We start from the raw sequence: 25,423 nt of genomic DNA on the forward strand, positions 1-25,423 counted from the left end.
GAGGAAAAGACGCTATGGCACTGTTGGAAATCGAAAATCTTCACGCTGAAGTCGATGGAAAGCCGATCCTGAAGGGCATCGACCTGTCGATCGAGGCGGGCCAGGTCCACGCGATCATGGGGCCGAACGGCTCCGGCAAGAGCACGCTGAGCTACGTGCTGGCCGGCCGCGAGGGCTACGAGGTGACCGGCGGCTCGATCCGCCTGGACGGCCAGGACCTGCTGGAGATGGAGGCGGACGAGCGCGCCGTCGCCGGTGTGTTCCTCGCCATGCAGTATCCGGTGGAGCTGCCCGGCGTGACCGGCATGACCTTCCTGCGCGAGGCGGTGAACGCCCGGCGCAAGGCGGCCGGCGAGGACGAGATCGACGCCATGGGCTTCCTGAAGATGGTCCGCGCCAAGGCCAAGACCCTCGGCGTGACAGACGAGATGCTGAAGCGCGCCGTCAATGTCGGCTTCTCCGGCGGCGAGAAGAAGCGCAACGAGATCCTGCAGATGGCGGTGCTGGAGCCGAAGTTCTGCATCCTCGACGAGACCGACAGCGGCCTCGACATCGACGCGCTGAAGGTGGTGTCGGAAGGCGTGAACGCCCTGCGCACGCCGGAGCGCTCCATGCTGGTCATCACCCACTACCAGCGCCTACTGAACCATATCGAGCCCGACGTGATCCACGTGCTCGCCCGCGGCCGCATCCAGAAGTCGGGCGGCAAGGAACTGGCGCTCGAACTCGAGCAGAACGGCTATGCCGATTTCGTTGAAGAAGCGGCCTGAAGATACTGATATGGCTGACAAAGCAACCCTTCCGCTGCTGACCGCCACGCCCAAGACCGAGGGTGGGTCGGAGTGGCTGACCAAGCTGCGCCGCAAGGCGGTGGAGAATGCCGAGCGCACCGGCCTGCCGGGCGTGCGTACCGAGGCGTGGAAGTTCACCAACCTGAACGCGTTGAAGGCCCTGGAACCGGTCGCCGCCGCCGGCACCGCCGAGATCGCGCGCCTGTCGTCCTTCGCCGACCTCGATGCGGCCGAGCTGCACCTGTCGAACGGCACGCTGACCCGCGTGGATGACCTGCCCGAGGGCGTGGAGATGGTTGGCCTGGCCGATCCGGACGACGCGCCCGACTGGGTGGCGCAGAACCTCGGCTCCGTCGCCGAGACCGCGCCGCATCCCTTCACCGCGATCAACACCGCCGCCTTCGCCGGCGGCGTCGCCCTGCGCATCCGCAAGGGCGCCGCGGTGGAGACCCCGATCCTGCTGCTGGTCGACACCCAGGCTGCCGGCGAGACCGTGGCCGCCCATCCGCGCGTGCTGGTCGTGGTGGAAGACGGCGCCATGGCGGATCTGGTGGAGGTCCATACCGGGACCGGCGCCTATGTGAACAACGCTGTCACCGAACTGGTGATCGGCAAGGACGCGCGCCTCGGCCACTACAAGCTGCAGGCCGAAAGCGGCGAGGCGTTCCACATCGCCATGACGGCGGCCCGCTGTGCCGCGAACAGCACCTACGACAACTTCGCCCTGTCGACTGGCGCAACGCTGTCACGCAACGAGATCCGCGCCACCCTGGCTGGCCGTCACATCGAGTACCGCATCAATGGCGGCTATCTCGCCTGCGGCGACCAGCACATGGACACCGCCACCTTCATCGACCATGCCGAGCCCGATTGCGCCAGCCACGAGCTGTACAAGGGCGTGCTGGCCGACCGGGCCCATGGCGTGTTCCAGGGCAAGATCCTGGTCCGCCCGGACGCCCAGAAGACCGACGGCTACCAGATGAACCGGGCGTTGCTGCTGTCCCGCGAGGCGGAGATCAACTCCAAGCCGGAGCTGGAGATCTACGCCGACGACGTGAAGTGCAGCCACGGCGCCACCGTGGGCGAGCTGGAAGACGACCAGCTCTTCTACCTGATGGCCCGCGGCATCCCCGAGGAGCGCGCCCGCGCCATTCTGGTCGCGGCCTATGTGGACGAGGCGGTCGACCATATCCAGCGCGAGCCGATCCGTGAGGCGTTCCGCGCGGCGGCGGCCGACTGGATGCAGCAGAACATCGCCGGCACGCCGGCCAAAGAGGGGGCGTGAGCATGCCGGAAGGTGCGGGCACCAAGGGTGAGCCCTACGACATCGCGCGGATCCGCGCCGATTTCCCGATCCTGTCCACCACGGTGCACGGCAAACCGCTGGTCTACTTGGACAACGGCGCCTCAGCCCAGAAGCCGCGCCAGGTGATCGACCGCATCTCCGAGGTGTACAGCAGCGGCTACGCCAACGTGCATCGCGGCCTGCACTACATGAGCGAGAAGGCGACCGACGACTATGAGGGTGCGCGCGAGACCGTGCGCGGCTTCCTGGGCGCCGCCTCGACCTCCGAGATCATCTTCACCCGCAACACCACCGAGGCCATCAACCTGGTGGCGTCGAGCTGGGGCCGCGCCAATCTGCAGCCGGGCGACGAGATCCTCATCACCTATATGGAGCACCACTCCAACATCGTGCCGTGGCAGATGCTCCGCGACGAGAAGGGCCTGGTGCTGAAGGCGCTGAAGCCGGGCGAGGGCGGGGCCTTCGATATGGCCGGCTTCAAGGAGCTGCTGACCGATCGCACCAAGCTGGTCGCGATCTGCCACGTCTCCAACGTGTTGGGCACCGTCGTGCCGGTGCATGAGGTGACGAAGCTGGCCCATGAGGCCGGGGCCACCGTGCTGCTCGACGGCAGCCAGGCGGTCCAGCACATCCCGGTCGACGTGCAGGATATCGGCTGCGACTTCTACTGCTTCACCGGCCACAAGCTCTACGGCCCGTCGGGCATCGGCGTGCTCTACGGCAAGGAGAGCGTGTTGGACGCCATGCCGCCGTATCAGGGCGGCGGCGACATGATCTCCTCGGTGACCATCGAGAAGAGCGAATGGGCCGACCTGCCGGCCAAGTTCGAGGCCGGCACCCCGGCGATCGCCCAGGCCATCGGCCTGGCCGCCGCCATCGACTACGTGAACGGCGTCGGCCTCGACCGCATCGCCGAGCACGAGCGCGAGCTGCTGAACTACGCGACGCAGAAGCTCGCCTCTGTGGAAGGGCTGACCATTCTGGGGACGGCGGCCGGCAAGGTGTCGCTGGCGACCTTCACCCTGGACTGCGCCCACCCGCACGACATCGCCACCATCGTCGACCAGCAGGGTGTGGCGGTGCGCGCCGGCCACCATTGCGCCCAGCCGCTGATGGATTTCTACGACGTCGGCTCGACCACCCGGGCCAGCTTCGCCCTGTACAACACCCGCGAGGAGATCGACGTGCTCGTCGAGGCCCTCGGCAAGGTGCGGCAGATATTCGCCTGAGCCAGATGCCTAATTGGGGATGGACTTGGTCATGAACCATGAACTCGGCCTGCACGACTTCATGCCCGGCACGGAGGGCCCGGACGGGATTGCCCGCGCCGGTGAGCCGCTGGCCGACCCGAAGGGCCCGGCCGACGAAGAGGTGGTTATCGAGGCACTGAAGACCGTGTTCGACCCGGAGATCCCGGTGAACATCTACGATCTCGGCCTGATCTACGAGATCGAGCGGTTCGACGACGGCTCGGTGAAGATCGAGATGACCCTGACCGCGCCTGCCTGCCCGGTGGCGGGTGAGATGCCGATGATGGTCGCCGAGGCGGTCGCCAAGGCCGAGGGCGTGGGCGAGGTCGAGGTCACCCTGGTCTGGGACCCGCCCTGGAGTATGGACCGCATGAGCGAAGAGGCTCGACTGCTTCTGGACATGTTCTAAACTATCCCCACCTGTACGGTGAGGACACGGACGCGAAACGCCCGGCACGAAACGACTGCAGAAACCCTAGGTGAGATCGATGTTCCAACCCGGAAAAGCCCCGATCACGCTGACCGAAGCGGCCGCCGCGCGCGTGCGCAGACTGGTCGAGAACGCCGGCGACGAGGGCGTCATCGGCCTGCGCGTCGGCGTCAAGAATACCGGCTGCTCGGGTCTCTCCTATGTCGTCGAATACGCCAAGGAGCAGAAGCGGCTCGAGGACGTCGTTGAAGACAAGGGCGTGAAGATCTTCATCGACCCGACGGCGGTGATGTTCATCCTCGGCTCGGAGATGGACTATCAGGAGGACAAGATGTTCTCCGGCTTCGTCTTCAACAATCCGAACGAGACCGGCCGCTGCGGCTGCGGCGAGAGCTTCAGCGTCGCCGCCGCCCAGTAACGCGGCCGAATCGCGAACCTAGTCCGTCGGCTGGCCGTGATGCCTTAGGGCCTGCCGCATCGACGGCATCTTCCACACCGCATCCTTCATCGCCCTGACCTTCGGACAGGCGGCCGAGAAGGCCTCTTTGTCCGGGTGCCACAGCGCCAACATCGCCAGATAGACATCGGCGGCGCTCGCGCTGCCGCCGAATAGGAACGGACCGGGGCCCGCCGCCAGGGCGTTCTCAACCACCTGCCACCGGGCGGCCAGCCCGGCCACCGCCAGGTTCTTCGCCGCCGGACGGGCCGACTCGTCCGGCACGAAATCCTCCACGTGGTAGACCCGCAGATAGGCCGGGTAGAGTGTGGCGGACCCGTAGACCACCCATTGCAGGAACAGCGGCCGGTGGACCGAGCCCGGTTCCGGCGCGAGCGACGGCGCCAGTTCCGCCAGGTGCAGCACCATGGCCGCGGATTCCAGGATCACCCGTCCGTCAGGCAGGCGCAGGGCTGGAACCGTGCCGAGCGGATGGACGTCACGCAGATACGCCTCCGCCTTATGCTCCCGCTCCTTGGTCCGCACCTGCACCGTGTCGTGCGGCACACCGCCCTCGATGAGCAGGCAGAGCGGAGCGAGCGACCCGGAGGTTCCGCTCCAGTACAGGGTGTGGACCATCGGGACTTCCTTCCGAATTAACCAGATAAACCGTGCCGTACGCTCAATCTGCCCGACCGGCGGGCCGATGGGAATAACTCTTGCCGCCCCGGCGTCTGTCTAGGGTGCCCCGGCGCGATCTCGATGACGCGACGGCACGCCCCGCGTCCGCAAAAGTGATCGACCGCCATGTCCAATCGCAACCGGCCCATTCCCCCCGGGACCGCCACCGGCCACGGCCGGGTACGGCCGGCGCTCCTGTCGGTGCTCTGCGTCACCATGACCCTGGTGCTGACCATCGGCATCGTGACGGAGTTCCACGACTACATCTCCCAGTCGATCGTCGGACCGTACCAGTGGCTGCTGGTTGGGCTGTTCACCATCCTCACCGCCTGGATCTCCGCCAATTTCAGCCTCTCGCTGATCGGCGCCGTCTCCCTGGCATTCAGCCGACGCAGCCGGGCCCCCCAGTCGGACCGGGTGGTGAGCCGACGGCTTGCGGTGGCGATTCCGATCTATGAGGAAGATCCCGACGCGGTGGAGGCCGGGCTGGATCGTATGTTCGCGTCGCTCAGCGCCGAAGCGCGGCTGAACGGCTTCCACCTCTTCATCCTCAGCGACACCCGTAGCGCGGCCAAGGTCGAGCAGGAGATCGCCGTCTGCCGCCGTCTGCGCCGGAAATACGACGCGGCCGACCGGATCTTCTACCGCCAGCGCAAGGACAACCATGGACGAAAGGCCGGCAATATCCAGGACTTCGTGGAGACCTGGGGCGGCGCCTACGAGTTCGCCCTGATCCTGGACGCCGACAGCCGCATGGACGGGCCTACCGTGCAGCGCCTTGCAGACGAGCTGGACGCCGATCCGAAGCTCGCCCTGGTGCAGACCTGGGTGCGGCCAGTGCGCGGCACCACGCCGTTCGGTCGCATGCAGCAGTTCGCGACTTCGGTCTATGGCCAGGCCTCGGCCGAAGGCGTGCGCCTGCTGATGGGCGACAGCGCCACCTATTGGGGCCACAACGCCATGATCCGCATGGCGGCCTTCGCCGAATGCTGCGGTCTGGCGGCGCTGCCGGGCCGCGCACCGCTGGGCGGGGAGATCCTGAGCCACGACTTCGTCGAAGCGGCGATGCTGCACCGTGGCGGCTGGTCGGTGAAGGTGGTGGCCGACCGCCTGGGCAGCTTCGAGGAGCCGCCGCCCAGCCTGCTGGCCCATGCCGCCCGCGACCGGCGCTGGTGCCAGGGCAACCTGCAGCACCTGCAGCTTCTGGTCGCCGACGGCATCGGCTGGACCAACCGGCTGCATTTCTTCATGGGGGCGCTCGCCTATCTCGCCTCGCCGATCTGGATGCTGTTCCTCGTTGCCGGCGCGGTGGGTCTGCTGTCCCGCGCACCGGGCATGGCGGCGCTGTCCGGCGTCGCTCCTGTCTCCCTGCCGCCGATTGTCGACGCCAATCCCTGGGCGCTGGTCGCCGTCTCGCTGGGCATGCTGTTCTTGCCGAAGATCATCGGCACGGTGCTGGTCCTGACCGACGGCGAGCTGCGCCGGGGCCATGGCGGGTTCCTGCCGCTGCTGGGCAGCATGCTGGTGGAGATGGTGTTCAGCACCCTGATCGCCCCGGTGATGATGCTGCTGCACACCCGGTTCGTCGCCGAGATCCTGGCGGGGTCGTCCAGCGGCTGGAAGCCGGGTCAGCGTACGGGTGAGGCGACAGCCATGGTCGACGCCCTGCGGGCCCATGCCATGCACATGGTCATTGGCGTGGTGGCGGCTGTGGCGATCGGCTGGGCGTCCCTGGAGGCGCTGGCGATCGCGTCGCCGGTGATCGCCGGGCTGGTGCTGTCGGCGCCGCTGACGGTGATCGGCAGCTCGCCGGCCCTGGGCGAGGCGATGCGGCGGTTCAAGCTGTTCCTGATCCCCGAAGAAGTTCACCCGCCCCGGGTCTTGACCGATGGCGGGTGAAACTGCGGCAGGGGATAGGGAGGGAAGGCAGGCGGGGAGGTGCGGCGCACCCCGGTGTCACCGGGGCGTGGTCTGGTTCTCGATGGCCGGCGCGACGGCACGCTGTGGCATGGAGAACGGCGCCAGGGCGGTCAGCCCGGACATCGCCGAGATCATCAGCCCGCCGACCGTGCGCATCTCGCGGGCCGGCATGGGCATCGGGGCCGGCGCCGGGGTCAGCGCTTCGGCGGAACTCTGGGCAAAGGGGTTCTCAAGATCGACGTCTGCGGAAGACATGAAGCCGGCCCTTTCTGGCGGATGGTTCGGACGGCGAGACGCAGGAGTGTCTCGGACCTCCAATGACTCTGACGGCGGGCGCGCACCGGAAATTCCGAGATCGCATCGCCAAACCCATAACGCGCGACTGGTTAAACGGTTGCCTTACCCTTTTTTCTTCGTGTTTGAAGGCACTTAACGGAGGCGATATGAAAATCGACCGTCGACACCTCCTGGCTATGGGTGTTTCGTCACTTGCGTTGACGGGTCCGCTGCGTGGCGCCTGGGCCCAGGAGGGCGGGTTGCGGGAGCGGATGGGCTATGTCGCCTCATTCGAGGGCCTGCAGTCCCTTGCCCAGGAGGTGGCCAAGACGCCGTTCGAGCCACCGCAGCGCGTGCCGGGCCGTTTCACCGACCTTGACCACGACCAGTATATGTCGATCCGCCTGGCCGAAGGCGGGCAGCTCTGGTCGGACACGGACCTGCCGTTCCGCATGGCGCCGTTCCATGCCGGCTGGCTGTTTCCCCACGGGGTGGCGCTATACGAGATCGGCCCGGACGGACCCCGGCCGATCGAATTCGACCCGAACCGCTTCACCTATTCCGAGGAAGTCCCTGCTCCGGACGAGGCAGAAACGGAGCGGCTCGGCTATGCCGGCTTCCGGCTGTTCGACCGCTTCGACTTCGAGCGCGACATCGCCGCTTTCCTGGGGGCGAGCTATTTCCGCGCCGTCGGCAAGGAGATGCAGTATGGCCTCTCCGCCCGCGGCCTCGCCCTGAACACCGCTCAGTTCGGCGAGGAGGAGTTCCCGATCTTCCGGGCCTTCTGGTTCCAGCAGCCCTCGCCGGACAGCGCCGCGATCATCGTCTACGCCCTGCTGGATAGTGCCAGCACAGCCGGCGCCTACCGCTTCGTGATCGAGACCGGTCGCTCCACGGTGATGGACGTGACCGCCTCAATCTACCCGCGCACCGAGCTCGACGGCATCGGCCTGGCACCGATAACCTCCATGTATCTCCATGGAGAGAACGATTACCGCAACCGGGACGATTTCCGACCCGAGGTCCATGATTCCGACGGCCTGGTCATGCGCACCGGTGCCGGCGAGTGGATCTGGCGGCCGCTGCGCAACCCGTCGGAACCGCGGATCAGCACCTTCACCGACACCGCTCCGCGCGGCTTCGGCCTGCAGCAGCGCGACCGAAGCTTCGCCCATTACCTGGATGACGGGGTCTATTACGACCGGCGCCCCAATCTCTGGATCGAGCCGAGCGGCGACTGGGGCAAGGGGCGGGTCGAGCTGGTGGAACTGCCGGCCGAGGACGAGAGTGTGGACAACATCGTCGTCTACTGGCGACCGGAATTCACGCCGCAGCCGGATCAGCCTGTCACCGTCGGCTATCGCATGACCTGGGGCACCGAGATGCCGGACCGGCTGCCGGCCCCCGGGCGGGTGATGGCGACCTGGACCGGGATCGGTGGCATCCCCGGCACGGAGCGCGATCCGAAGGTCCGGAAATTCGTCGTCGACTTCACCGGCGGCGACCTTGCCCGCCTGGGCGAGGGAGACGAGGTCGAGGCCGTGGTCAACAGCTCGGCCGGCACCGTCGACAAGGTCGCCTGCCGGCCGATCGAGGAGCTGGGCGGTTGGCGGATGAACTTCGACCTGAACCCGGACGGAGCGAATTCCGCCGATCTGCGGGCCTTCCTGCGGTATCGGGGCGGCGCGCTGACCGAGACCTGGATCTATACCTGGAACCCGAAGGACGGCTGACCGCCGCCGGGGCGGGCCGGTTCAGCGGCCCGCTGCCTCTCCGGGACCGGCCTCGGGTCCGGTGGCAGGGGCTTCCGGCGCCTCGTCGCCCGGCGGCTCGGAGGGCAGACTGTCCGGGACCTCGCCGGTGATCAGCGTGTCGCCGGAGCGCCAGCCGAAGCCGACGAACTCCCAGTCCTGGTATCCGGCGATGCCCTGGACCGGTTCGGTGCGGTCGGCGAGCGCGCCGCTCTCCCGCCAGTAGGCGGTGTAGCCGACCTTGGCCACGCCGAGCCGCTGCCGGCGCGACGCGAGCGACAGTTCCGGCACCGACAGGTCGCCGGCCAGCGGGATCGGCACGTCGAAGGAGGGGATGCCGACGATCGTCTTGCTCCCGTCGGTCGACAGCGCGCCGGACCGGATCTCGACGATCACCTGGGCGTCGTTCACCTGGCTGACCAGGTGGGCGCCGCTTTCGAGCACGCGGTCGCGGAACGCGCTGATGGCGTAGCTCTTGTCATAGGCCTCGAAGCGGGAGGCGTCGACGAAGACCCGGGTCCCCTCTGGCAGGTTCAGGGTCACCTCGTCGACGGCACGATCCACCGCCGTGGATAGCAGGAGCTGCTCCTCGGCGGTGCGCTCGGGATTGCTGGTCCGGGTCTCGGTGCATCCCGTACACAGAACGAGCAAGGCCAGGGGGATCGCGGTCAGTCCGGTCGTCGATGTCATCGCCGAGATAGCCGTAATGGGTGGAGGGCGGATCACGCCGCACATCTGGCTCTTCGCCTAAGCGACTGCGGGCACGGCCTGAAAATTCCGTGGCGCCGGCCCGGCATGGGGTCGGTTCCGCCACCCTGCATGCGTCGATGCCTGGACGCCACCCCCCGGCGGTGGATAAAACTGAGGGGACGCGCGCTCGCGCCCACGACATTTTCGCAAGGAGACCCCATGGCACGGCCCGTGATCGGCATCCAGTGCAACCGTCACGTCGCGGAGGGCGTGATCGAGGCCCAGATGACCGGCAAGCGGACCATCGAGGCGGTCGGACAGGTGGCCGGATGCACGCCGCTGCTGATCCCGGGCATGCCCGACGCGGTCGACGTGGCCGACCTGTTGGAGGTGCTGGACGGGGTGGTGCTGACCGGCGGGCGGGCCAACGTGCATCCCCGGCATTACGGCGAAGAGCTGAGCGAGCGCCATGGCCAGATGGATGACGGGCGCGACGGGCTGACCCTGCCGATGGTGCGGGCCTGCGTGGAGCAGGGCATTCCGATCCTCGGCCTGTGCCGGGGCATCCAGGAGATGAACGTCGCCTTCGGCGGCACCCTGCATCCGGAGATCGGCGAGCTGCCGGGCAAGCACCGCCACCGCATGCCCAAGGACTGCAAGGACCCGGAGATCATCTTCGCCCTGCGCGAGCATGTGCGGCTGACCCCCGGCGGGGTGATGGCGGCCATGCTCGGCACCGAGCGGATCGTGACCAACTCCCTGCACGGCCAGGCGATCCTGAAGACCGGTGACCGGGTGGTGGTCGAGGGGCTGGCGGCCGACGACACGATCGAGGCGATCTCCATCGTCGACGCGCCCAGCTTCGCCATCGGGGTGCAGTGGCATGCCGAGTACAACGCCGCCGAGGACCCGGTCAGCCGGGTGCTGTTCGAACGCCTGGGCGAGGCGGCCCGGGCCCGGCAGGCTCTGCGCCACGCCGGGCGTCTGGCCGGAGCGGCCTGAGATGGACGCAAAGGCGCCTGTGTCGCCCGACAACTGGGGATGGCAGGCGCGGATCGGCATGTTCATCGTCTCCAGCGAGGCGGTGCCCGAGGCCGAGTGGTGGGCCATGTGCCCGCCGAACGTCTCCGTCCATGCCGCCCGGATCGCGGCCAAGTCGCCCTGGGCGCGATGGAACGACGACCGGACGGCGGTGACGCTCGAACCCGACCTTCAGCGCGGCGCCGAGCATTTCGCCGCGATGCGCCTGGGAGCCGTGGCCATCGGCCACAGCTCCAGCAGTATCCTGGGGGGGGCCGGGTGGGACGCGGCGGTGGTCGAGGCGATCTCCGCGATCGTCCGACCGGAGACCCGGGTCACGACCAACGGGATCGACGGCCAGGCGGCGATGATGGCCGCCGGCGTGCGCCGCCCGTATATCGTGCTGCCGCCCTGGTTCAACGACGCCACGGCCGAGGCGGCCATGGCCTACTATCAGGGGCTTGGCGTGGAGCCGGCCGGCCCGCTGCGCTACGACCCGGGCCCCGGCTGGCGCGACGTGCCCCATGGCGAGATGTATCCCCGGGGGCTGGGCTTCGAGCAGCAGGTCGAACCGCTCTACACCCAGATCCGCGACACCTGCCCGGCCGGGGCCGACGGCGTGTTCATTGCCGGCACCGGCTTCCGCTGCGTAGCGATCCTGGACCCCCTGGAACGCGACCTGCAGCGCCCCGCCCTTTCCGCCAACCAGGTCAGCCTCTGGCACTGCCTGCGCCTGTCCGGCGTGAAGGCGCAGGTCTCCGGTTACGGTAGCCTGTTTGGGCTGTGAGCTAAGCGCTGGAAGTAAGAAGCGGTGACGACCGTGTCATCTGATTGCGGACGCTGGCGAGCTACTGGCCGATGACCGGACTGCGAGCAAGATGAACAAGACATTGGTCGACGGCACAAATGGATCGATGGTGACAGAGGGGCTAAGGCGGATGGGGCCGCACCGGGAACGGGGTTAGGTGGCACCATCCACGCAGATAAGGGGAATGCCCCGCGAACAGAGCTCGATACGGGCCTGCACCCGGTAGACCCGCTCCAGCAGCTCCGGGGTGACCACGTCCTGCGTCGTACCACAGGCCTGGAGACCACCCTCGCTGAGCACCAGGACCCGGTCGGCGAAGCGCAGGACCTGGTTGAGGTCGTGGATCGCGACCAGCACGAGCAACCCGGTATCGCGCGCCAAGTGACGCAGGAAGTCGAGCATCTGAACCTGGCGGCGCAGGTCGAGCGCGCTGGTCGGCTCGTCAAGCAACACGATGCGGGGGTCGCAGACCAGCACCTGGGCGAGCGAGACCGTCTGGCGCTGACCGCCGCTGAGATCACCGAGATAGCGCATGCCCAGATCGCCGATCCCGAGATCACAAAGGACCCGGTCGACCGCCGCCCGGTCGCCGTCATCCACCCGCCAGGCGCCGTCGCGCTTGCGGGCCAGCAGGACGGCCTCGAACACCGTTAGGGCGGCGGCCCCGGCATGGTCTTGGGGCATGTAGCCGATCTGGGATCGGTCGGCTCCGGACAGGCGCACTTCTCCCGGGCCAGTGGCGATCCCCGCGATGCGGCGTAGCAGGCTGGACTTGCCCGCCGCGTTCGGCCCGATCAGCGCCACGATCTGGCCGCCCTCAAGGGCTGGCGAGGTGATGCCGTCGAGCACGGCGGTGCGGCCGTACCGAACCCCGGCGTTCTCCAGGCTCAGGCTCACCATGACGCACGCTTCCGCGACAGGATCAGGCTGAGGAAGAACGGGATGCCGATCAGGGCGGTGACGACGCCGATCGGAAAGATCGTGCCCGGGATCAGCGCCTTGCTGACGATGGCGCTGAGCGACAGGATCAGCGCGCCACACAGGGAAGAGGTGGGCAGGAAGTAACGCTGGTCCTCGCCCACCAGCATGCGGGCGATATGCGGCCCGACGATGCCGATGAAGCCGATGGTGCCGACGAAGGCCACCGGCACGGCGGCCAGCAGGCTGACGGCCAGGAGCGACAGCAGCCGCACCCGTCCGACCCGGATGCCGAAGCTGGCCGCCTTGTCGTCGCCCAGGCGTAGCGCGGTGAGCGCCCAGACTTGGCGGACCAGGACCGGCACGGCCAGCACGATGGCGGCGGCGGTGATGCCGAGGCTTTCCCAGCTCGCCTTGGTCAGGTTGCCCAGGGTCCAGAACACGATCGCCGAGACCGCCCGATCCGAGGCGAAATATTGCACGAGCGCCAGCAGGGCGTTGAAGGTGAAGACCAGGGCGATGCCGAACAGCACGATGGTCTCCGCGGTCACGCCACGCCGCAGGCTGAGCAGGTGGATGACCAGCGCCGTGGCCATGGCCATCAGAAACGCGTTCACCGGCACCACGAAGGCGGCCAGCGGCACCAGGGCGATGCCGAAGGCCAGGGACAGCGCCGCCCCGAACCCGGCCGCCGCCGACAGGCCGAGGGTGAAGGGGCTGGCCAGCGGATTGTTCAGGATCGTCTGCATCACCCCACCCGCCAGGGCGAGGGCGGCGCCGACGAGCACCGCCATCAGCGCGCCGGGCAGCCGGATCTGCCACAGCACCACCCGGGTGCGCGGATCGACCTCGCCGGGTGCGAGAAGGGCCGTCAGGATGTCGCCGAGATCCAGCCCCACCGGTCCAAAGCTCAGATCGGCCGCCACGCTGGCCAGCAGGGCCGCCGCCAGGCCCGCGAGCAAAAGCTGCCGCCGCCGGGTGAGCTGCCCATAGGCCAGGCTCGGGGATGCGTCCGCGGTCACCGCAGGCTCACGAAATAGCCGGGTTCGTAGGCGACGGGCAGGAACCGCTCGTGCAGTTCCCGGAAGGTCGCGTCGGGATCGAGATCGCCGAACAGCTCGGGATGGAACCAGGTTGCCAGCCGCTGCAGGGCGATGACCTGGAACGGGCTGTTGTAGAATTGGTGCCACAGGGCGTGGAAGCGCAGGTCGCGCTGCGCGGCGATGCCGGTATAGGCCGGCTTCTTCAGGTACAGCTCCAGCCGGCGGCGGGCATCTTCCATATCGGCCCCCGGTCCGACACCGATCCAGTTCCCGCCCGGGACATAGGCCTCCCAGCGGGCGCTGGTGACCACGACGATGTCGGGATCGGAGGCGAGCACCTGCTCCGGATTGATCTGGCCGAAGGTCACGGGCAGCAGGTCGGAGCCGATATTGTGCCCGCCGGCGAGGTGTACCAGCCGGCCGATATTGCCGTCGCCGAAGGACAGGCAGCAGTCCGTCGTATAGCCGCCGATGCGCTCGACGAAGACGGTCGGTCGCCGGGGAGACTGCGCCTCGATCACATCGGTGACCCGCCGGATCTGGGCCTCGCGGAAGGCCAGGAATTCCTCGGCCCGCGTCTCGCGTCCGAACAGCCGGCCGAGCAGCCGCACGCTGGCTGCCGTGTTCTCCATCGGGTGGTAGCGGAAATCGACATAGACGATCGGGATGTCGAGCGCGGCCAGGGTCTGCTCCAGGCTGCCGTCCTCGACCGCCGTCCTGGTATCGATGCCGAGCACCAGCAGGTCCGGAGACAGCGCCACTGCCTGCTCCACGCTGAACTGACCCTGGCCGACACCGCCGACCTTCGGCAGGTCGGCAATCGCCGGAAAGCGCGCAAGATACTGGGCATAGGTGTCCGGATCGGCCTTGATCAGGTCGTCCTGCCAGGCGACGACCCGCTGCAGCGGGTTCTCCCGGTCGAGCAGCGCCGCCAGGTAGAGCTGTCTGCCTTCGCCCAGGATCACCCGCTGCACCGGACCGTGGACGGTGACCGTGCGCCCGGCGACGTCGGTCACCGTTACGGCCTCCGGCCCCGCCGCGAGCGACGGGGCCGGGAACACCAGCAGGCAGAGCAAGGCGCCAAGCAGGAGCCGACGAAGCGGCATCAGAACCTCGCCGTCACCGACAGGGTCACCGTCCGCGGCGCGCCGAGACCGAGTCCGCCGTAGCTGCCGGCCACACCGGACCAGTAGCTCTCGTCAAACACGTTCTCCACCGCCGCCCGGAAGGTCACCGGCGTGCCCTCGACCAGGGTCTCGTAGCGGCCGCCGAGATCGAGACGGGTCCAGGACGGAATGTCCTGGGTATTGGCGGTGTCGACATACTCGTCGCCGGTATAGATGACGCTGCCGGCCAGGGTCAGTCCTTCCAGGAACGGGATGTCCCATTCGGCCGACAGGTTGGCCTGCATCTCCGGCACGCCGATCGGCCGGTTGCCCTCGGTCGCCGCCGAGTTGGTCTTGGTCAGCTCGGCGTCCAGGAAGGTGACGCCGCCGAACACGCGGATGTCGTCGGTGACCTCGCCGAACAGGCTGACTTCCAGCCCCCGGTTGCGCTGCTCGCCGCCATCGGTGAACACGCCGTTCTCGAGCTGGCCGAAGGGCTTCTCGATCTGGAACACCGACACCATCGCCGCCATCCGGCCGAAATCGACCTTCACGCCGGTCTCGTATTGCTTGGCCACATAGGGAGCCAGCGCCTCGCCGGAATTGTAGGCGGTCGACGGCGCGATGTCGCCCCGGCTCAGCCCCTCGATGTAGTTGGCGTAGAGCGACACATTGCTCCACGGCTTCACTACCAGACCGACCATCGGAGTCAGGGCGTCGTCGTCATAGGACGAGGTCACGGCACCCGAGGCGCTGAAATTATTGGCCTCGATCGTCTGGTAGCGGCCGCCCAGAGTGAGCTGCACCCGGTCGCCGAAGGCCGACAGGGTGTCCGCCAGGGCGAAGCCGGTCAGCGTGCTGTCCGACACCTTCGGTACGTCGGTCGGCTTGGTGATGAACACCTCGGAATTGGCGATGGGGTCGTAGATGTTCGAGATCAGCGTCTGTGAGGACGAGGCGGAGCCGCGGGACAGCTCGTCCTCGTACAGGCTGGTCTGGAACGAGATCTCGTGCCCGAGCGGTCCGGTGGCAAGTTCGGCCCGCATCCCGGCGTCATAAGTCACCCGGTCGACCTGGAATCGGTAGTAGAACGGCGTCGCCTGGGTGTCGCCGGCGCTGTTCTGGATGAACGGCACCTGGCCCGACAGACGGTCCACATCGGTGCGGGCGACGCCGGCACCGGCGAACAGCATGACCTGCTCGCTGAGGTCGTATTCTATCCGCCCCTGGGCCGAGCGGTCGGAGATCTCCGACCAGGACCAGTCGTCGGACACGTTGCGGGCGCCGTTCGGAGCGTCCGGCACCTCGACGCCGGCCGCGACCAGGTACGGCCGCACCGGCGCGTCCAGGCTCTCGGTCTGGTTCAGAAGGTCAACCGTCGCCCGGAGCTTCTCGCCCCGGTAGTCGGCCGCCAGCGCGCCGACGAACGCCTCGCGCGACTGGTTGTCCAGGGCGGTGTCGCCGCTGTGGTAGCTGCCGTTGATCCGCATGCCCCAGGCCTTGTCGTCGCCGCCGCGCCGGGCGACGTCCACATGGGTGCCCGCCTGCATGTCCTGGGCGTAGTCGAGGGTGACCTCGGTCAGGACCTCGTCCGGCGCGCGCTTCGGCACGATGTTGATGGTGCCGCCGACGCTGCTGTTCGGCGCCATGCCGTTCAGCAGGGCGGACGGGCCCTTCACCACCTCGATGCGCTCGGCATAGTCGGCGAAGACCCGGTAGTTCGGCGCCACGCCGAAGCTGCCGTTGAAGGAGATCTCGCCGAGATTGCCCTCGCCGATCGGAAAACCGCGGATGAAGAAGGCATCGAGAATGCCGCCCTTTGTGGCGCTCGGCCGCACCGAGGGATCGCGCTCCAGCACGTCGGCCACGGTCACCGCGTTGCTGTCGGCCACGGTCTTGGCCGTGTAGCTGCTGGTGCTGACCGGCGTGTCCATCATGTCTCGGTTGCCGAGCAGACCGAGGCCGGCACCGCGGGCGAGCTGGCCGCCGGCATAGGGCTCCGGCAGGTTGTCGATCTGGGCGGCGGCAACGGCCGGCTGGTCGCGCTCGACGAGCACGGTGTTCAGCCGCACGACGCCGCTCTGCTCGGACGGCCGCAGCAGGGTGACGGTCCGCTCGGCGGTGAACTCGAAGGCCAGGCCGGTTCCGGCCAGCAACCGGGTCAGGGCGTCCGCCGGCGTCATCGAGCCGGTCACCCCATCGGTGCGCATCTCGGCGACGGCGGCGCTTTCATAGGCGACCTGGATGCCGGACTGCTCGCGGAACTGGATCAGGGCGGGGACCAGATCCTGGGCCGGAATGGAGAAGGCCATGGCTGCGGCGTCCGCCTGGGCCAGCACCGTCGTCGAAGGGGCGGACTGGGCCAGCGCCGGGAGCGCCCCCACGCTCGCCAGCATCACCATGGCCGTGCCCCCGACCAATGCCTTGCGAAGTCTCCGGTTGCCGTCGGTCCGCCGCGCGGTATCGCTCATCGCCTTCCCCCAAATCCTGCGATGCGGGGCCGCTGGACGGGTCCCGCTGGATCTAATGCGAATGCCTATCATTCACATCTACTGTCGGGGCTATGACGAATGGCGACGCGTGCTGCTCACCCGCTGCGGAAATTTTTCTGACAAAGGGGCGTTTTCCGACGACCGGACCCGGGCCTGTCAGTGGAGAACCTTCAAGAAGGGTGTGATCTCGAGCACGGTCAGCCCATGGGTGGCGGCCAGTCCCTCGGCCGCGCTGTTGATATCGTCGATGGCGAAGACCCCGCCCACATCCCGATACCGCCGGTCGCCGAGCAGGACGATCCGTCCGGGCCGATAGCGGTCGAGTTCGGCGATGGCGACGTCGAGCGGTTGGCCGTCGATCCGGATCTCGCCCTTGCGCCAGGCGGTGGCGGCGGCGAGATCGGCCGCATGCGGAGGCGTCGGGGCTTCGCCGTCGCGATAGTCCACGCTCTGCCCGGCCGAGACGGTGACCAGATTGCCGTCCCGGCCGGAGGTCACGCCCACCACGCCCTCGGTAACGGTGATGTGGGTGCCGTTGTCGCCGGCGCGTACGATGAAGGCCGTTCCCAGGGCCTCGGAAGTCCCGCCCCGGGACAGCACGCGGAACGGGCGGGCCGGGTTCTTCGCCACCTCGAACAAGGCCTCGCCGCGGAGCAGCTCGACCGATCGCACGGAGCCGGAGAAATCCACCGCGAGCGCGGTGTCGGTGTTCAGATATGCGGTGGACCCGTCCGGCAGCTTGACCGCGCGCTGTTCGCCCTGGGCGGTGGCGGCGTCGGCCAGCCAGGACACCCGCGTGTCCTCGGCGAAGACCGCGACCAGGGCCAGACAGGCCGCGACCAGCCCGACCGCAACCGACCGCCAGAGGCGCCGGCGCGGGATGCGGCCCGCTGGAAACGGCACGACGGTCTCGGCTGCATCCAGTGCGCCCAGATCCGCCCAAAGCCGGCGTTCGGCCTCGAACGCCACGCGGTGTTGGGGCGATCCGGCGAGCCACGCCCGGAAGTTGGCGAGCTGTCCTTCATCGACATCGCCGGACGCGAGCAGGATCACCCAGTCCCGCGCATCCCGCGCGGGCGGTTCCGATCCGAACTGCTTGTCCTGCGTCGTCGTCATCGCCTCAGACATCAAGGCCCGCCTGCCGGCCCCGGACGGGGCCTTTCCTGCATGAATAGACGAATGGCAGGCCGCCGTGATCACCCCTCTCCCTGCGCTTTGTCACGTCAGCGCTCTCGGCTGTCGGCGAGATGGTCCATCGCGCGCCAGATATGTTTGAAGACGGCGGTGGGGGACAGGCCGACGATCTCCGCGATCTCGCGATGGGACTTCTCCTCAAGCCGGTTCAGCTCAAAGATTCGGCGCGTCGTGGGCGGGAGTTCCTCCAATGCCCGTTTCAGCCGCTGGAGCTCCGCCCGCGACATCGCCAGCCGCTCGGGACTGCGAGTGTCGCTTCCGTCCGTCAGATAGGACTGGGCCTCGGCCTGCAACTCGGCGTGCCGCTTCTCGCGGCGCTGGTGGTCGGTGGCCAGGTTGGCGGCCATGCGGAACAGGTAGGCGCGGTGATTGCCGACTGCCGGCACCGGGTCGAGGGTGCGGATCCGGACATACAGGTCCTGCACCAGATCCTGGGCGGTGAAGGTGGATTTCAGCCGATAGACAAGGAATTGGACGAGGTCGCGCTCGTTCTCCCGGAACGCCGTAAGCAAGCGTGATTCTGACATGCGCCGACCGTCATTCTCCTCTCAGAGCCGCAGACCAGTCCGACCTACATGGCCTGAAGACTCTTGAGGTAGCTGACACTAGTTTAATTGAGAATCATTCGCAACATAATCGCTCAATGTCTCGGGATCCGTTTCGTGGAATCCGATCCGCCCGCCGGACTCTTCCTTCGGTCTCACAATGGCTCATCCCTGTAGCTCGAATGTGGAACAGGGGCGGCGCCCGCGACGAGCGCCGCCCGCCAGCTGGGTCAGGCCTTGATGAAGGCGAGCAGGTCCGGGTTGACCGTCTCGGCGTTCACGGTGCACAGGCCGTGGGACAGGCCCGGATAGACCTTGAGGGTGCTGTTGCGCACCCGTTCGGCCGACAGGATGGCGCTGTCGGCGATCGGCACGATCTGGTCGTCGTCGCCGTGCATCACCAGGGTCGGCACGGTCACCGCCTTCAGGTCGTCGTTGAAGTCGGTCTCCGAGAAGGCCTTGATGCCGTCGTAATGGGCCTTGGCCCCGCCCATCATGCCCTGACGCCACCAGTTCTGGATCACACCCTGGGACGGCTCGGCACCCGGCCGGTTGTAGCCGTAGAACGGGCCCGACGGGACGTCGAGGTAGAACTGCGCCCGGTTGGCGGCCAGCGCAGCGCGGAAGCCGTCGAACACCTCGATCGGCAGGCCGCCCGGGTTGGCGGCGGTCTTCACCATGATCGGCGGCACCGCCCCGATCATCACCAGCTTGGCGACCCGGCCGGTCTTCTGGCCGTGCTGGGCGACGTAGTGCAGCGCCTCGCCGCCGCCGGTGGAGTGGCCGATATGGACCGCGTCGCGCAGGTTCAGGTGCTCGACCACAGCGGCGATGTCGGCGGCGTAGTGGTCCATGTCGTGGCCGTCCGCGACCTGGGCCGAGCGGCCGTGGCCCCGGCGGTCATGGGCGATCACCCGGTAGCCCTGGGCCAGGAAGTAGATCATCTGGGCGTCCCAGTCGTCGCCGCTCAGCGGCCAGCCGTGGTGGAACACGATCGGCTGGGCGTCCTTCGGGCCCCAGTCCTTGAAGAAGATCTCGACGCCGTCCTTGGTGGTGATGGTGCTCATGGCGGTCCCTTTCTGTGGGGTGGTTGCGTTGGCGGCGGTCGCCGCGGCGACGCCGAACCCGGGCAGCGAGACCGCCGCAGCCAAGGCGGTGCCGGCCAGCAGGACGTCTCGGCGTGTGGTCTGTGAGGCGGGTACGCGAGGGGTCGTGGTCATGATCTGTCTCCTGGTTAAACGCCATGCTCTTCGCGGATCAGTTCGGCGGCACGCTCGCCGATCACGGCGCAGGGGGCCTGGGTGTTGCCGGTCGTCACCCGGGGCATGATGGAGGCGTCGGCGACGCGAAGCCCGTCCACGCCGTAGACGCGGAGCGTGCCATCCACCACGGCCGTCTCGCCCCGGCCCATCCGGGCCGTTCCGCTCTGGTGCCAGTAGGTGACTGCGGCATCGCGGATGTACCGGTCGCGGTCCTCGCCCCTGAGGTCGCCGGGCATCGCCTCGCCGCGGATGAAGGGGCGGAAGGCTCTGGCGTTTCCAAGTGCGCGGCACAGGTCCAGGCAGCGGCGGGCCGTCGTGAGATCCCGGGCGTCGGACAGGAAGTCCGCCTCGATGGCCAGAGGCTGGGCCGCGTCGGTGCCGCGCAGGCGCAGACGTCCCCGACTATGCGGCTGAGCCAGGCCGGCGAACATGGTCCAGCCATGCTCCGGCACGCCTCGGAGTGCCGTCCGCTTGCTCGGCACCGGGAACTCGACCTGGCAGAACAGCAGGTCGGGGGCGTCCAGTTCGGGTCTGCTCTTCCAGTACAGCGTGGCCTCGCTGCCGCTGTTGCGCGGTGCCAGCGGTTCCGCGTATTCCCAGGTGCAGCCGAAGGAGACGTGATCCTGCAGGTTCCGGCCGACCCCTGGGAGATGCTGAACGACCGAGATTCCGAACCGTCCCAGCTCCGCCCGGTCGCCGATCCCGGACTGCATCAGCACCTTGGGGGTCTGGATCGCCCCCAAAGACAGCACCACCTCGTTGCGGGCTCCGATCACGAACTGCCTGTCGTCGTGCTCGACCGCGACACCGACCGCCCGGGGGCCCTCGAAGAGAACCCGATGCACGAGGGCACCCGTGAGGACGGTCAGGTTCGGCCGGTCGAGCCAGGGCCGGACATAGGCCCGATACAGGGACTGCCGTCGCCCGTCGCGCACCAGCATGTCGGTGATCGCCGCACCGCCCGACTGCTCCATCATGGCGCCGTTCGGGTGATCGAAGACCGGAATGTCGAGCTCGCGGGCCGCGTCCAGCAGCGCGTGGGCGATCGGGCTCGGCGAGGCGGCCGGCTGCACCCAGACCGGGCCACCCGATCCCCGGTATGCCGGGTCGGGGGCGCCCTGCCAGTTCTCGATCCGCCGATAGGTGTCGAGCACGTTGCGGTAGCCCCATCGCGGATCGTCGGTCTCCGCGGCAAAATGCTCCCAGTCGTTGCGGTGCCCGCGGGCCCAGACCATGACATTGATGCTGGACCCGCCGCCCAGGCCCTTGCCCATGGACATCGGGATCTCGCGACCGTTCAGGTGCGGGTTCGGCTCCGCCCGGAACCCCCAGTCGCGCCCGCTGCCGAGATTGGTCGGCCAGAGGGCAGGGTTCAGCACGCTGTCGGCCTCGTCATCGCCGCCGGCCTCCAGCAGCAGGACCTGGGCCTCTTCGTTCTCCGCCAGCCTGCGGGCGACCACGGAGCCGGACGAGCCGGCTCCGCAGACGATGAAATCGTAGCTGGACCGCAGGCCTGAGGTCAGCCTCGCCTGGTTCTCCCGCGCGCGGCGGGCGAAGTCGGGGTCTTCCCACGAAGCGGTAGCGCCCATGGTTCGGAGTCCTTTTTCGGTGGTCGGGCGTCGCCCGCGATGCTCTTGACCGACGGTCAGCGGGTGGCGGCCTGCGACACCGTCCGCGCCGCACGGTCGATGATGTCTGCCACCGCAATCGGCTGGGTCAGGAAGACAACGTGGCTACCCTCGACCTCGGCGATCTCGGCGCCGATGCGCTCGGCCTGCTGCCGGAGCAGACGCGGGTCGATCGCGCGGTCCTCGGTCGCGACGACCGCCCAGCTGGGCTTGTTGCGCCAGGCCGCCTGGGTCAGGCGGGTGCCGAAGATCGCCATGTTGATCGGAACCTGGGAGTCCCGCAGGAAGGCGGCATCGGGGTCGCTTGTGTCGCCGGCGAAGCCGACCTTGAAGAGCTTCCGGTTGACGAAGCCGAAGCCGTCGGCGCCGGGCTCGATCACGAATACCTTCGGCGCGGGGATCTCGGCGAACTGGTCGCCGGTGCTCTCTCCGACATCCGGGGCGAGGGCCGAGACATAGACGAGCCCCGCCACGTTCGGCTCTGTGCCGGCCTCGGTGATGACGGAGCCGCCATAGGAGTGGCCGACGAGAATGCTGGGGCCGTCCTGGCGCGCCAGGATCCGGCGCGTCGCATTCACGTCGTCCTCGAACGACGTCAGCGGGTTCTGCACGATGGCGACGCGATAGCCGCGCGCCGTCAGCTCGTCGTAGACGCCGCGCCAGCCGGATCCGTCGGCGAAGGCCCCGTGAACGAGCACAATGCTCCGTATCGCCTGATCGTCGGCGATGCGAGGGCCGGCATCCGCCGGCGAGGAGCCGACCACGGCGGCGGCTGTTGCGGCTGCAACGATCGTGTTGCGAAGAGGTGAGATCACGGTGGGCTCCTTACGTTTCAAGGTTGAGGTGCGCGATACACGCACCCTAGGCATTGGACGCACCAAGCTGCTGCCAGAATTGCTCTGGTAGTGCTTTGTTTATTCTAAGTATTAGTTATAAAATCCGTGTGATATCGGCGTTTAACTGGTGTTATGCCGATTAGATACTTGATTTCGTCTGGTGTATTCAGAAGTAACCCGTTTCAGACGAAATGTGCTCTCGAAGCTGCGTTCGATTTTTGATATTTTTCGATATTCCCGCGGTAAAACTAACGAACTGTTCCGAGCTAGAGTGAGTGTATGAAAGACCCTTCCACATCCGGACTCGATCGGATCGACGTGAAGATCCTGCGGGCCCTTCACACCCAAGGAAGACTGACCAACGCCGAGCTCGCCGCCCGCGTGAATGTCAGTCCCGCGACCTGCCACAGGCGGACGCAGCGTCTCTTCGACGAGGGGTACATCACCGGGTTCAGAGCGGATCTGGCACCGGCGAAGGTGGGGCTGGCCACCTTGGTGATGGTCGGCGTGATGCTTGACCGGTCCTCGCCCGAGCACCGCGCGGCCTTTGAAGAGGCCGTTCTGGCGATGAAGGAGATCCTCGACTGCGTTCTGGTCGCGGGGGATTTCGACTTCCTGCTGAAGATCCGCTGCCGCGACATGGACGACTTCAACAAGCTGCAGGGAGAGAAGCTGATCGCCCTTCCGGGGGTGCGGCAGACGCGAACCTTCTTCGTCATGAAGACCGTCAAGGAGAACGCCCGCCTGACGTTCTGACGCTGGGTCCTGACGTCGCATGCCGCCGCCGGCGAGGTCGGCCGCTGTGGCAGACGGCATTTGGCGGGTGGGCGAGGTCATGGGTGTCTCCTGGGGAGCTTACGCGGTTGGGGTCGTTCCGCCGTCGATGACGTATTCGGCGCCGGTGATGCTTGCGGCCCGGTCGGAGGCCAGAAACGCGACGAGGTTGGCGATCTCCTGCGGCGTCGACGGCCGGCCGATCGGGATGCCGCCGAGCGCGTTCATGATGATCTCGCGGCCTCCGTCACGGTCCACGCCGGCGTCCTGGGCGATCCGGTCCGTCAGTCGGACGGCCGCCTCGGTCTCGATCCAGCCGGGCGAGACGCGCAGGACCCGCACGCCCTTGGGCGAGACCTCCTTCGACAGGGCCTTGCTGTAAGTGGATAGGGCGGCCTTGGCGGCGGCGTAGGCGGTGGTCGACTCAGGCAAGGGCAGGCTGCTCTGTATCGAGGTGACGTGGATCACAACGCCCTGCCGCCGGCGGATCATGGTGGGCACCAGCGCGTGGTCCAGCCGCACCGCCGGCATCAGGTTCAGGTCGAGCTCCCGGGCCCAGTCGGCATCGCCGAGCGCGCCGAAGCCGCCCGCCGGGGACGAGGAGCCACCCAGCATGTGCACCAGGATATCGACCTCGCCGAGGCGCTCGAGCGCGGCGGCCGCCAACTCGGCGCAGCCCTGCGCCGTGGTCAGATCGGCGGCCACGAACATGCGCTCCGGCATCTCGTCGGGTCGGGAGCGCGCAACCGTCAGCACGGTTGCGCCCGCCTCCCGGAACAGGGCCACGGTGGCAGCACCGGCCCCCCGGGTGCCCGAGGTGACCAGGACACGTTTGCCCTGGAGCTGGAGAAAGTCGGTCATACGCTGATCTCCAGCGTCGAGATCCGGTCGCCCCGCAGCCCGAAGCTGAAGGTGAGAAGCGCGGGGCTGCTGGGGAAATCGCCCGTCACCTGGGCCCGAACGATGGTGCGGCCGTCCTCTTCGCGCATATTGCGCGTTTCCGCGGTCTGTCCGTACGCGTCGTGCGAAGCGCGCCACCAGCCCGCGATGGCGTCGTGTCCGCTAAGGGTCCGACCCTCGTCCTTCACGGTCGCGTCCTGGGTGAAGGCCTTCAGCGGGGCGTCGTTGCCGGCATCCTTGGCGGCGTCGAAATAGAGTTCGATCGGTGCAGGGAGCTTCATGGTCGTGTTCCTTTCGGTTGGGTCACTGACCAGAGATCTAGGCATGGACATTCGTCCCGAATAGATGGACAACATGGGATGTAAAGTTACGATATTCAGGATTATTGGATGGGATATCGTCCCGGTCTCATCGAACTGGACGCGGTCGTCGCGATCACCCGCGAGGGGTCGTTCCGCGGCGCGGCGCGGGCGCTGGGCCTGTCGACGACCGCTCTGAGCAACGCCGTGGCCAAGCTGGAGGCGGGTCTTGGCGTGCGGCTGTTCAACCGGACGACGCGCAGCGTCTCCCTGTCCGACGCCGGCCGGACCTTCGTCGACCAGATGGGACCGGCGCTGCGCGACATTCACGGTGCCATCGACACCGCCCGATCCCAGCAGGTCACCCCCTCCGGCACGCTGCGCATCAATGCCTTCGCTGCGGGGGCGAGAGAGGTCATGGCGGACCTGATTCTGGAATTCCTGCGCCGCCATCCGGATGTCCATATCGACCTGGTCACCGAGGAGCGGCTGACCGATGTCGTCGCCGGCGGGTTCGATCTCGGCCTGCGTCGGGCGGATCTGGTGCCGGCCGACATGATCGCCGTCCCGCTCGGCCGCCCGCAGCGCTATGCGGTGGTCGCGTCACCCGGCTATCTCGACCGCCACGGCACGCCGCAGAGCCCGACGGACCTGGCGAAGCATCGGTGCATCCGGGTGCGGTTGCCCAACGGTGCCCTGTTGCGCTGGCACTTCGAACGGCACGGGGAGACGGTTCAGGTCGATGTGGATGGTCCGGTGACCCTGGACGAAGCCAGTCTCGCGCTGGCTGCCGCGGTCGAGGGGGTGGGTGTCGGGCTGTTCCTGGAGCAGAACGTCCGCGAGGAGCTGTCCTCGGGGCGGCTGATCCGCGTGCTGGAGGAGTGGACTCCGCCGCTCTCGGACCTCTGCCTGTACTATCCGAGCCGCCGCAACCCGTCGGCAGCCTTGAAGGCGTTCATCAGTCTCGCCCGCACCTTGAATAGGAAGCAGAGCGGCTCGTGACGCGAGCGAACTCTTTGCTTATGTCGACTGTTTCGGATGACCAACTAAAGTCCGCTATGGGGTGA

At 67.7% G+C, this 25,423-nt stretch carries 25 protein-coding genes; 11 read left to right on the forward strand and 14 right to left on the reverse strand.

Features of this window, described 5'->3' with window-relative positions:
• Positions 1-14 precede the first annotated feature (14 nt).
• From sufC to ACOQOP_RS04205, 5 genes are all read left to right on the forward strand, one after another.
• Positions 15-770, forward strand: coding sequence for a Fe-S cluster assembly ATPase SufC (sufC, locus tag ACOQOP_RS04185; protein ID WP_420565065.1), 756 nt, complete (start codon positions 15-17; stop codon positions 768-770).
• Between the two features lie 10 nt (positions 771-780).
• Complete coding sequence (sufD, locus tag ACOQOP_RS04190; RefSeq protein WP_420565066.1) at positions 781-2,076, forward strand: Fe-S cluster assembly protein SufD; 1,296 nt, start codon at positions 781-783, stop codon at positions 2,074-2,076.
• A gap of 2 nt (positions 2,077-2,078) precedes the next feature.
• Positions 2,079-3,326 (forward strand): aminotransferase class V-fold PLP-dependent enzyme, encoded by a 1,248-nt coding sequence (locus tag ACOQOP_RS04195; protein WP_420566515.1) that lies wholly within the window; start codon positions 2,079-2,081, stop codon positions 3,324-3,326.
• Between the two features lie 31 nt (positions 3,327-3,357).
• A complete protein-coding gene (locus ACOQOP_RS04200; RefSeq protein ID WP_420565067.1) occupies positions 3,358-3,756 on the forward strand; it encodes an SUF system Fe-S cluster assembly protein in 399 nt (132 codons plus the stop codon).
• A gap of 79 nt (positions 3,757-3,835) precedes the next feature.
• The gene (locus ACOQOP_RS04205; RefSeq protein WP_420565068.1) at positions 3,836-4,195 is read left to right on the forward strand and encodes a HesB/IscA family protein; all 360 of its coding nucleotides are present in this window, start codon (positions 3,836-3,838) and stop codon (positions 4,193-4,195) included.
• 18 nt (positions 4,196-4,213) lie between these two features.
• Here ACOQOP_RS04205 and ACOQOP_RS04210 read toward each other — a convergent pair whose 3' ends face one another.
• On the reverse strand, positions 4,214-4,852 hold the full coding sequence (locus tag ACOQOP_RS04210; RefSeq protein WP_420565069.1) for a glutathione S-transferase family protein: 639 nt from the start codon (positions 4,850-4,852) through the stop codon (positions 4,214-4,216).
• Positions 4,853-5,020: 168 nt separating this feature from the next.
• Between ACOQOP_RS04210 and mdoH the strand changes: the two genes are divergently transcribed.
• Positions 5,021-6,793 (forward strand): glucans biosynthesis glucosyltransferase MdoH, encoded by a 1,773-nt coding sequence (gene mdoH / locus ACOQOP_RS04215; RefSeq protein WP_420565070.1) that lies wholly within the window; start codon positions 5,021-5,023, stop codon positions 6,791-6,793.
• Between the two features lie 57 nt (positions 6,794-6,850).
• On the opposite strand, the gene ACOQOP_RS04220 is transcribed toward mdoH, so the two are convergent.
• Entirely contained in the window at positions 6,851-7,069 is a 219-nt protein-coding gene (locus ACOQOP_RS04220) for a hypothetical protein (protein ID WP_420565071.1), read from the reverse strand.
• A gap of 281 nt (positions 7,070-7,350) precedes the next feature.
• On the opposite strand from ACOQOP_RS04220, the gene ACOQOP_RS04225 reads away from it, so the two are divergent.
• On the forward strand, positions 7,351-8,823 hold the full coding sequence (locus ACOQOP_RS04225) for a glucan biosynthesis protein (protein ID WP_420565072.1): 1,473 nt from the start codon (positions 7,351-7,353) through the stop codon (positions 8,821-8,823).
• Between the two features lie 21 nt (positions 8,824-8,844).
• Here the strand turns inward: ACOQOP_RS04225 and ACOQOP_RS04230 are convergent, their stop codons facing one another.
• Positions 8,845-9,531, reverse strand: coding sequence for a DUF6655 family protein (locus ACOQOP_RS04230; RefSeq protein WP_420565073.1), 687 nt, complete (start codon positions 9,529-9,531; stop codon positions 8,845-8,847).
• A gap of 219 nt (positions 9,532-9,750) precedes the next feature.
• On the opposite strand from ACOQOP_RS04230, the gene ACOQOP_RS04235 reads away from it, so the two are divergent.
• Positions 9,751-10,533 carry a gamma-glutamyl-gamma-aminobutyrate hydrolase family protein gene (locus ACOQOP_RS04235; protein ID WP_420565074.1) on the forward strand — a complete coding sequence of 261 codons (783 nt, stop codon included), beginning with the start codon at positions 9,751-9,753 and terminating at the stop codon, positions 10,531-10,533.
• Between the two features lies 1 nt (position 10,534).
• Positions 10,535-11,338, forward strand: a complete 804-nt coding sequence (locus ACOQOP_RS04240) for a maleate cis-trans isomerase family protein (protein ID WP_420565075.1) — start codon at positions 10,535-10,537, stop codon at positions 11,336-11,338.
• A 174-nt stretch (positions 11,339-11,512) separates the two neighbouring features.
• On the opposite strand, the gene ACOQOP_RS04245 is transcribed toward ACOQOP_RS04240, so the two are convergent.
• The 9 genes from ACOQOP_RS04245 to ACOQOP_RS04285 form a co-directional block, all read right to left on the reverse strand.
• Complete coding sequence (locus ACOQOP_RS04245) at positions 11,513-12,259, reverse strand: ABC transporter ATP-binding protein (RefSeq protein ID WP_420565076.1); 747 nt, start codon at positions 12,257-12,259, stop codon at positions 11,513-11,515.
• Positions 12,253-13,299, reverse strand: a complete 1,047-nt coding sequence (locus ACOQOP_RS04250; RefSeq protein ID WP_420565077.1) for a FecCD family ABC transporter permease — start codon at positions 13,297-13,299, stop codon at positions 12,253-12,255. Before ACOQOP_RS04250 ends, ACOQOP_RS04245 begins: the two co-directional genes overlap by 7 nt.
• On the reverse strand, positions 13,296-14,426 hold the full coding sequence (locus ACOQOP_RS04255; RefSeq protein ID WP_420565078.1) for an ABC transporter substrate-binding protein: 1,131 nt from the start codon (positions 14,424-14,426) through the stop codon (positions 13,296-13,298). Before ACOQOP_RS04255 ends, ACOQOP_RS04250 begins: the two co-directional genes overlap by 4 nt.
• Positions 14,426-16,897 carry a TonB-dependent siderophore receptor gene (locus tag ACOQOP_RS04260; RefSeq protein ID WP_420565079.1) on the reverse strand — a complete coding sequence of 824 codons (2,472 nt, stop codon included), beginning with the start codon at positions 16,895-16,897 and terminating at the stop codon, positions 14,426-14,428. The genes ACOQOP_RS04255 and ACOQOP_RS04260 overlap by 1 nt, the downstream gene beginning before the upstream one ends.
• A 177-nt stretch (positions 16,898-17,074) precedes the next feature.
• A complete protein-coding gene (locus tag ACOQOP_RS04265; RefSeq protein ID WP_420565080.1) occupies positions 17,075-18,034 on the reverse strand; it encodes a FecR family protein in 960 nt (319 codons plus the stop codon).
• Positions 18,035-18,141: 107 nt separating this feature from the next.
• The gene (locus ACOQOP_RS04270) at positions 18,142-18,639 is read right to left on the reverse strand and encodes an RNA polymerase sigma factor (protein WP_420565081.1); all 498 of its coding nucleotides are present in this window, start codon (positions 18,637-18,639) and stop codon (positions 18,142-18,144) included.
• A 248-nt stretch (positions 18,640-18,887) separates the two neighbouring features.
• The gene (locus ACOQOP_RS04275) at positions 18,888-19,724 is read right to left on the reverse strand and encodes an alpha/beta fold hydrolase (RefSeq protein ID WP_420566516.1); all 837 of its coding nucleotides are present in this window, start codon (positions 19,722-19,724) and stop codon (positions 18,888-18,890) included.
• 167 nt (positions 19,725-19,891) lie between these two features.
• Positions 19,892-21,508, reverse strand: coding sequence for a GMC family oxidoreductase (locus tag ACOQOP_RS04280; protein ID WP_420565082.1), 1,617 nt, complete (start codon positions 21,506-21,508; stop codon positions 19,892-19,894).
• A gap of 56 nt (positions 21,509-21,564) precedes the next feature.
• Complete coding sequence (locus ACOQOP_RS04285) at positions 21,565-22,362, reverse strand: alpha/beta hydrolase (protein WP_420565083.1); 798 nt, start codon at positions 22,360-22,362, stop codon at positions 21,565-21,567.
• A 300-nt stretch (positions 22,363-22,662) separates the two neighbouring features.
• Here ACOQOP_RS04285 and ACOQOP_RS04290 point away from each other — a divergent pair, with 300 nt between their 5' ends.
• A complete protein-coding gene (locus ACOQOP_RS04290; protein ID WP_420565084.1) occupies positions 22,663-23,139 on the forward strand; it encodes an Lrp/AsnC family transcriptional regulator in 477 nt (158 codons plus the stop codon).
• A gap of 99 nt (positions 23,140-23,238) precedes the next feature.
• On the opposite strand, the gene ACOQOP_RS04295 is transcribed toward ACOQOP_RS04290, so the two are convergent.
• Both ACOQOP_RS04295 and ACOQOP_RS04300 read right to left on the reverse strand, forming a co-directional pair.
• Complete coding sequence (locus ACOQOP_RS04295; RefSeq protein ID WP_420565085.1) at positions 23,239-24,018, reverse strand: SDR family oxidoreductase; 780 nt, start codon at positions 24,016-24,018, stop codon at positions 23,239-23,241.
• Entirely contained in the window at positions 24,015-24,338 is a 324-nt protein-coding gene (locus ACOQOP_RS04300) for a nuclear transport factor 2 family protein (protein ID WP_420565086.1), read from the reverse strand. Before ACOQOP_RS04300 ends, ACOQOP_RS04295 begins: the two co-directional genes overlap by 4 nt.
• 108 nt (positions 24,339-24,446) lie before the next feature.
• On the opposite strand from ACOQOP_RS04300, the gene ACOQOP_RS04305 reads away from it, so the two are divergent.
• A complete protein-coding gene (locus tag ACOQOP_RS04305; protein WP_420565087.1) occupies positions 24,447-25,358 on the forward strand; it encodes a LysR substrate-binding domain-containing protein in 912 nt (303 codons plus the stop codon).
• Positions 25,359-25,423: the final 65 nt, after the last annotated feature.

This window comes from Thalassobaculum sp., from assembly GCF_965223715.1.
Classification (GTDB): Bacteria; Pseudomonadota; Alphaproteobacteria; order Thalassobaculales; family Thalassobaculaceae; genus Thalassobaculum.

Excerpts from the sequence above, each read along its gene's own strand:
- ACOQOP_RS04195 (WP_420566515.1), top strand. The coding sequence starts at position 2,079 with ATGCCGGAAGGTGCGGGCACCAAGGGTGAGCCCTACGACATCGCGCGG.
- ACOQOP_RS04275 (WP_420566516.1), bottom strand. The coding sequence starts at position 19,724 with ATGAGCACCATCACCACCAAGGACGGCGTCGAGATCTTCTTCAAGGAC.
- ACOQOP_RS04300 (WP_420565086.1), bottom strand. The coding sequence starts at position 24,338 with ATGAAGCTCCCTGCACCGATCGAACTCTATTTCGACGCCGCCAAGGAT.
- ACOQOP_RS04200 (WP_420565067.1), top strand. The coding sequence starts at position 3,358 with ATGAACCATGAACTCGGCCTGCACGACTTCATGCCCGGCACGGAGGGC.
- ACOQOP_RS04235 (WP_420565074.1), top strand. The coding sequence starts at position 9,751 with ATGGCACGGCCCGTGATCGGCATCCAGTGCAACCGTCACGTCGCGGAG.
- ACOQOP_RS04295 (WP_420565085.1), bottom strand. The coding sequence starts at position 24,018 with ATGACCGACTTTCTCCAGCTCCAGGGCAAACGTGTCCTGGTCACCTCG.
- ACOQOP_RS04270 (WP_420565081.1), bottom strand. The coding sequence starts at position 18,639 with ATGTCAGAATCACGCTTGCTTACGGCGTTCCGGGAGAACGAGCGCGAC.
- ACOQOP_RS04210 (WP_420565069.1), bottom strand. The coding sequence starts at position 4,852 with ATGGTCCACACCCTGTACTGGAGCGGAACCTCCGGGTCGCTCGCTCCG.
- ACOQOP_RS04255 (WP_420565078.1), bottom strand. The coding sequence starts at position 14,426 with ATGCCGCTTCGTCGGCTCCTGCTTGGCGCCTTGCTCTGCCTGCTGGTG.
- ACOQOP_RS04280 (WP_420565082.1), bottom strand. The coding sequence starts at position 21,508 with ATGGGCGCTACCGCTTCGTGGGAAGACCCCGACTTCGCCCGCCGCGCG.
- ACOQOP_RS04305 (WP_420565087.1), top strand. The coding sequence starts at position 24,447 with ATGGGATATCGTCCCGGTCTCATCGAACTGGACGCGGTCGTCGCGATC.
- ACOQOP_RS04265 (WP_420565080.1), bottom strand. The coding sequence starts at position 18,034 with ATGACGACGACGCAGGACAAGCAGTTCGGATCGGAACCGCCCGCGCGG.
- ACOQOP_RS04260 (WP_420565079.1), bottom strand. The coding sequence starts at position 16,897 with ATGAGCGATACCGCGCGGCGGACCGACGGCAACCGGAGACTTCGCAAG.
- ACOQOP_RS04245 (WP_420565076.1), bottom strand. The coding sequence starts at position 12,259 with ATGGTGAGCCTGAGCCTGGAGAACGCCGGGGTTCGGTACGGCCGCACC.
- ACOQOP_RS04240 (WP_420565075.1), top strand. The coding sequence starts at position 10,535 with ATGGACGCAAAGGCGCCTGTGTCGCCCGACAACTGGGGATGGCAGGCG.
- ACOQOP_RS04205 (WP_420565068.1), top strand. The coding sequence starts at position 3,836 with ATGTTCCAACCCGGAAAAGCCCCGATCACGCTGACCGAAGCGGCCGCC.
- sufC (WP_420565065.1), top strand. The coding sequence starts at position 15 with ATGGCACTGTTGGAAATCGAAAATCTTCACGCTGAAGTCGATGGAAAG.
- ACOQOP_RS04290 (WP_420565084.1), top strand. The coding sequence starts at position 22,663 with ATGAAAGACCCTTCCACATCCGGACTCGATCGGATCGACGTGAAGATC.
- ACOQOP_RS04220 (WP_420565071.1), bottom strand. The coding sequence starts at position 7,069 with ATGTCTTCCGCAGACGTCGATCTTGAGAACCCCTTTGCCCAGAGTTCC.
- sufD (WP_420565066.1), top strand. The coding sequence starts at position 781 with ATGGCTGACAAAGCAACCCTTCCGCTGCTGACCGCCACGCCCAAGACC.
- mdoH (WP_420565070.1), top strand. The coding sequence starts at position 5,021 with ATGTCCAATCGCAACCGGCCCATTCCCCCCGGGACCGCCACCGGCCAC.
- ACOQOP_RS04230 (WP_420565073.1), bottom strand. The coding sequence starts at position 9,531 with ATGACATCGACGACCGGACTGACCGCGATCCCCCTGGCCTTGCTCGTT.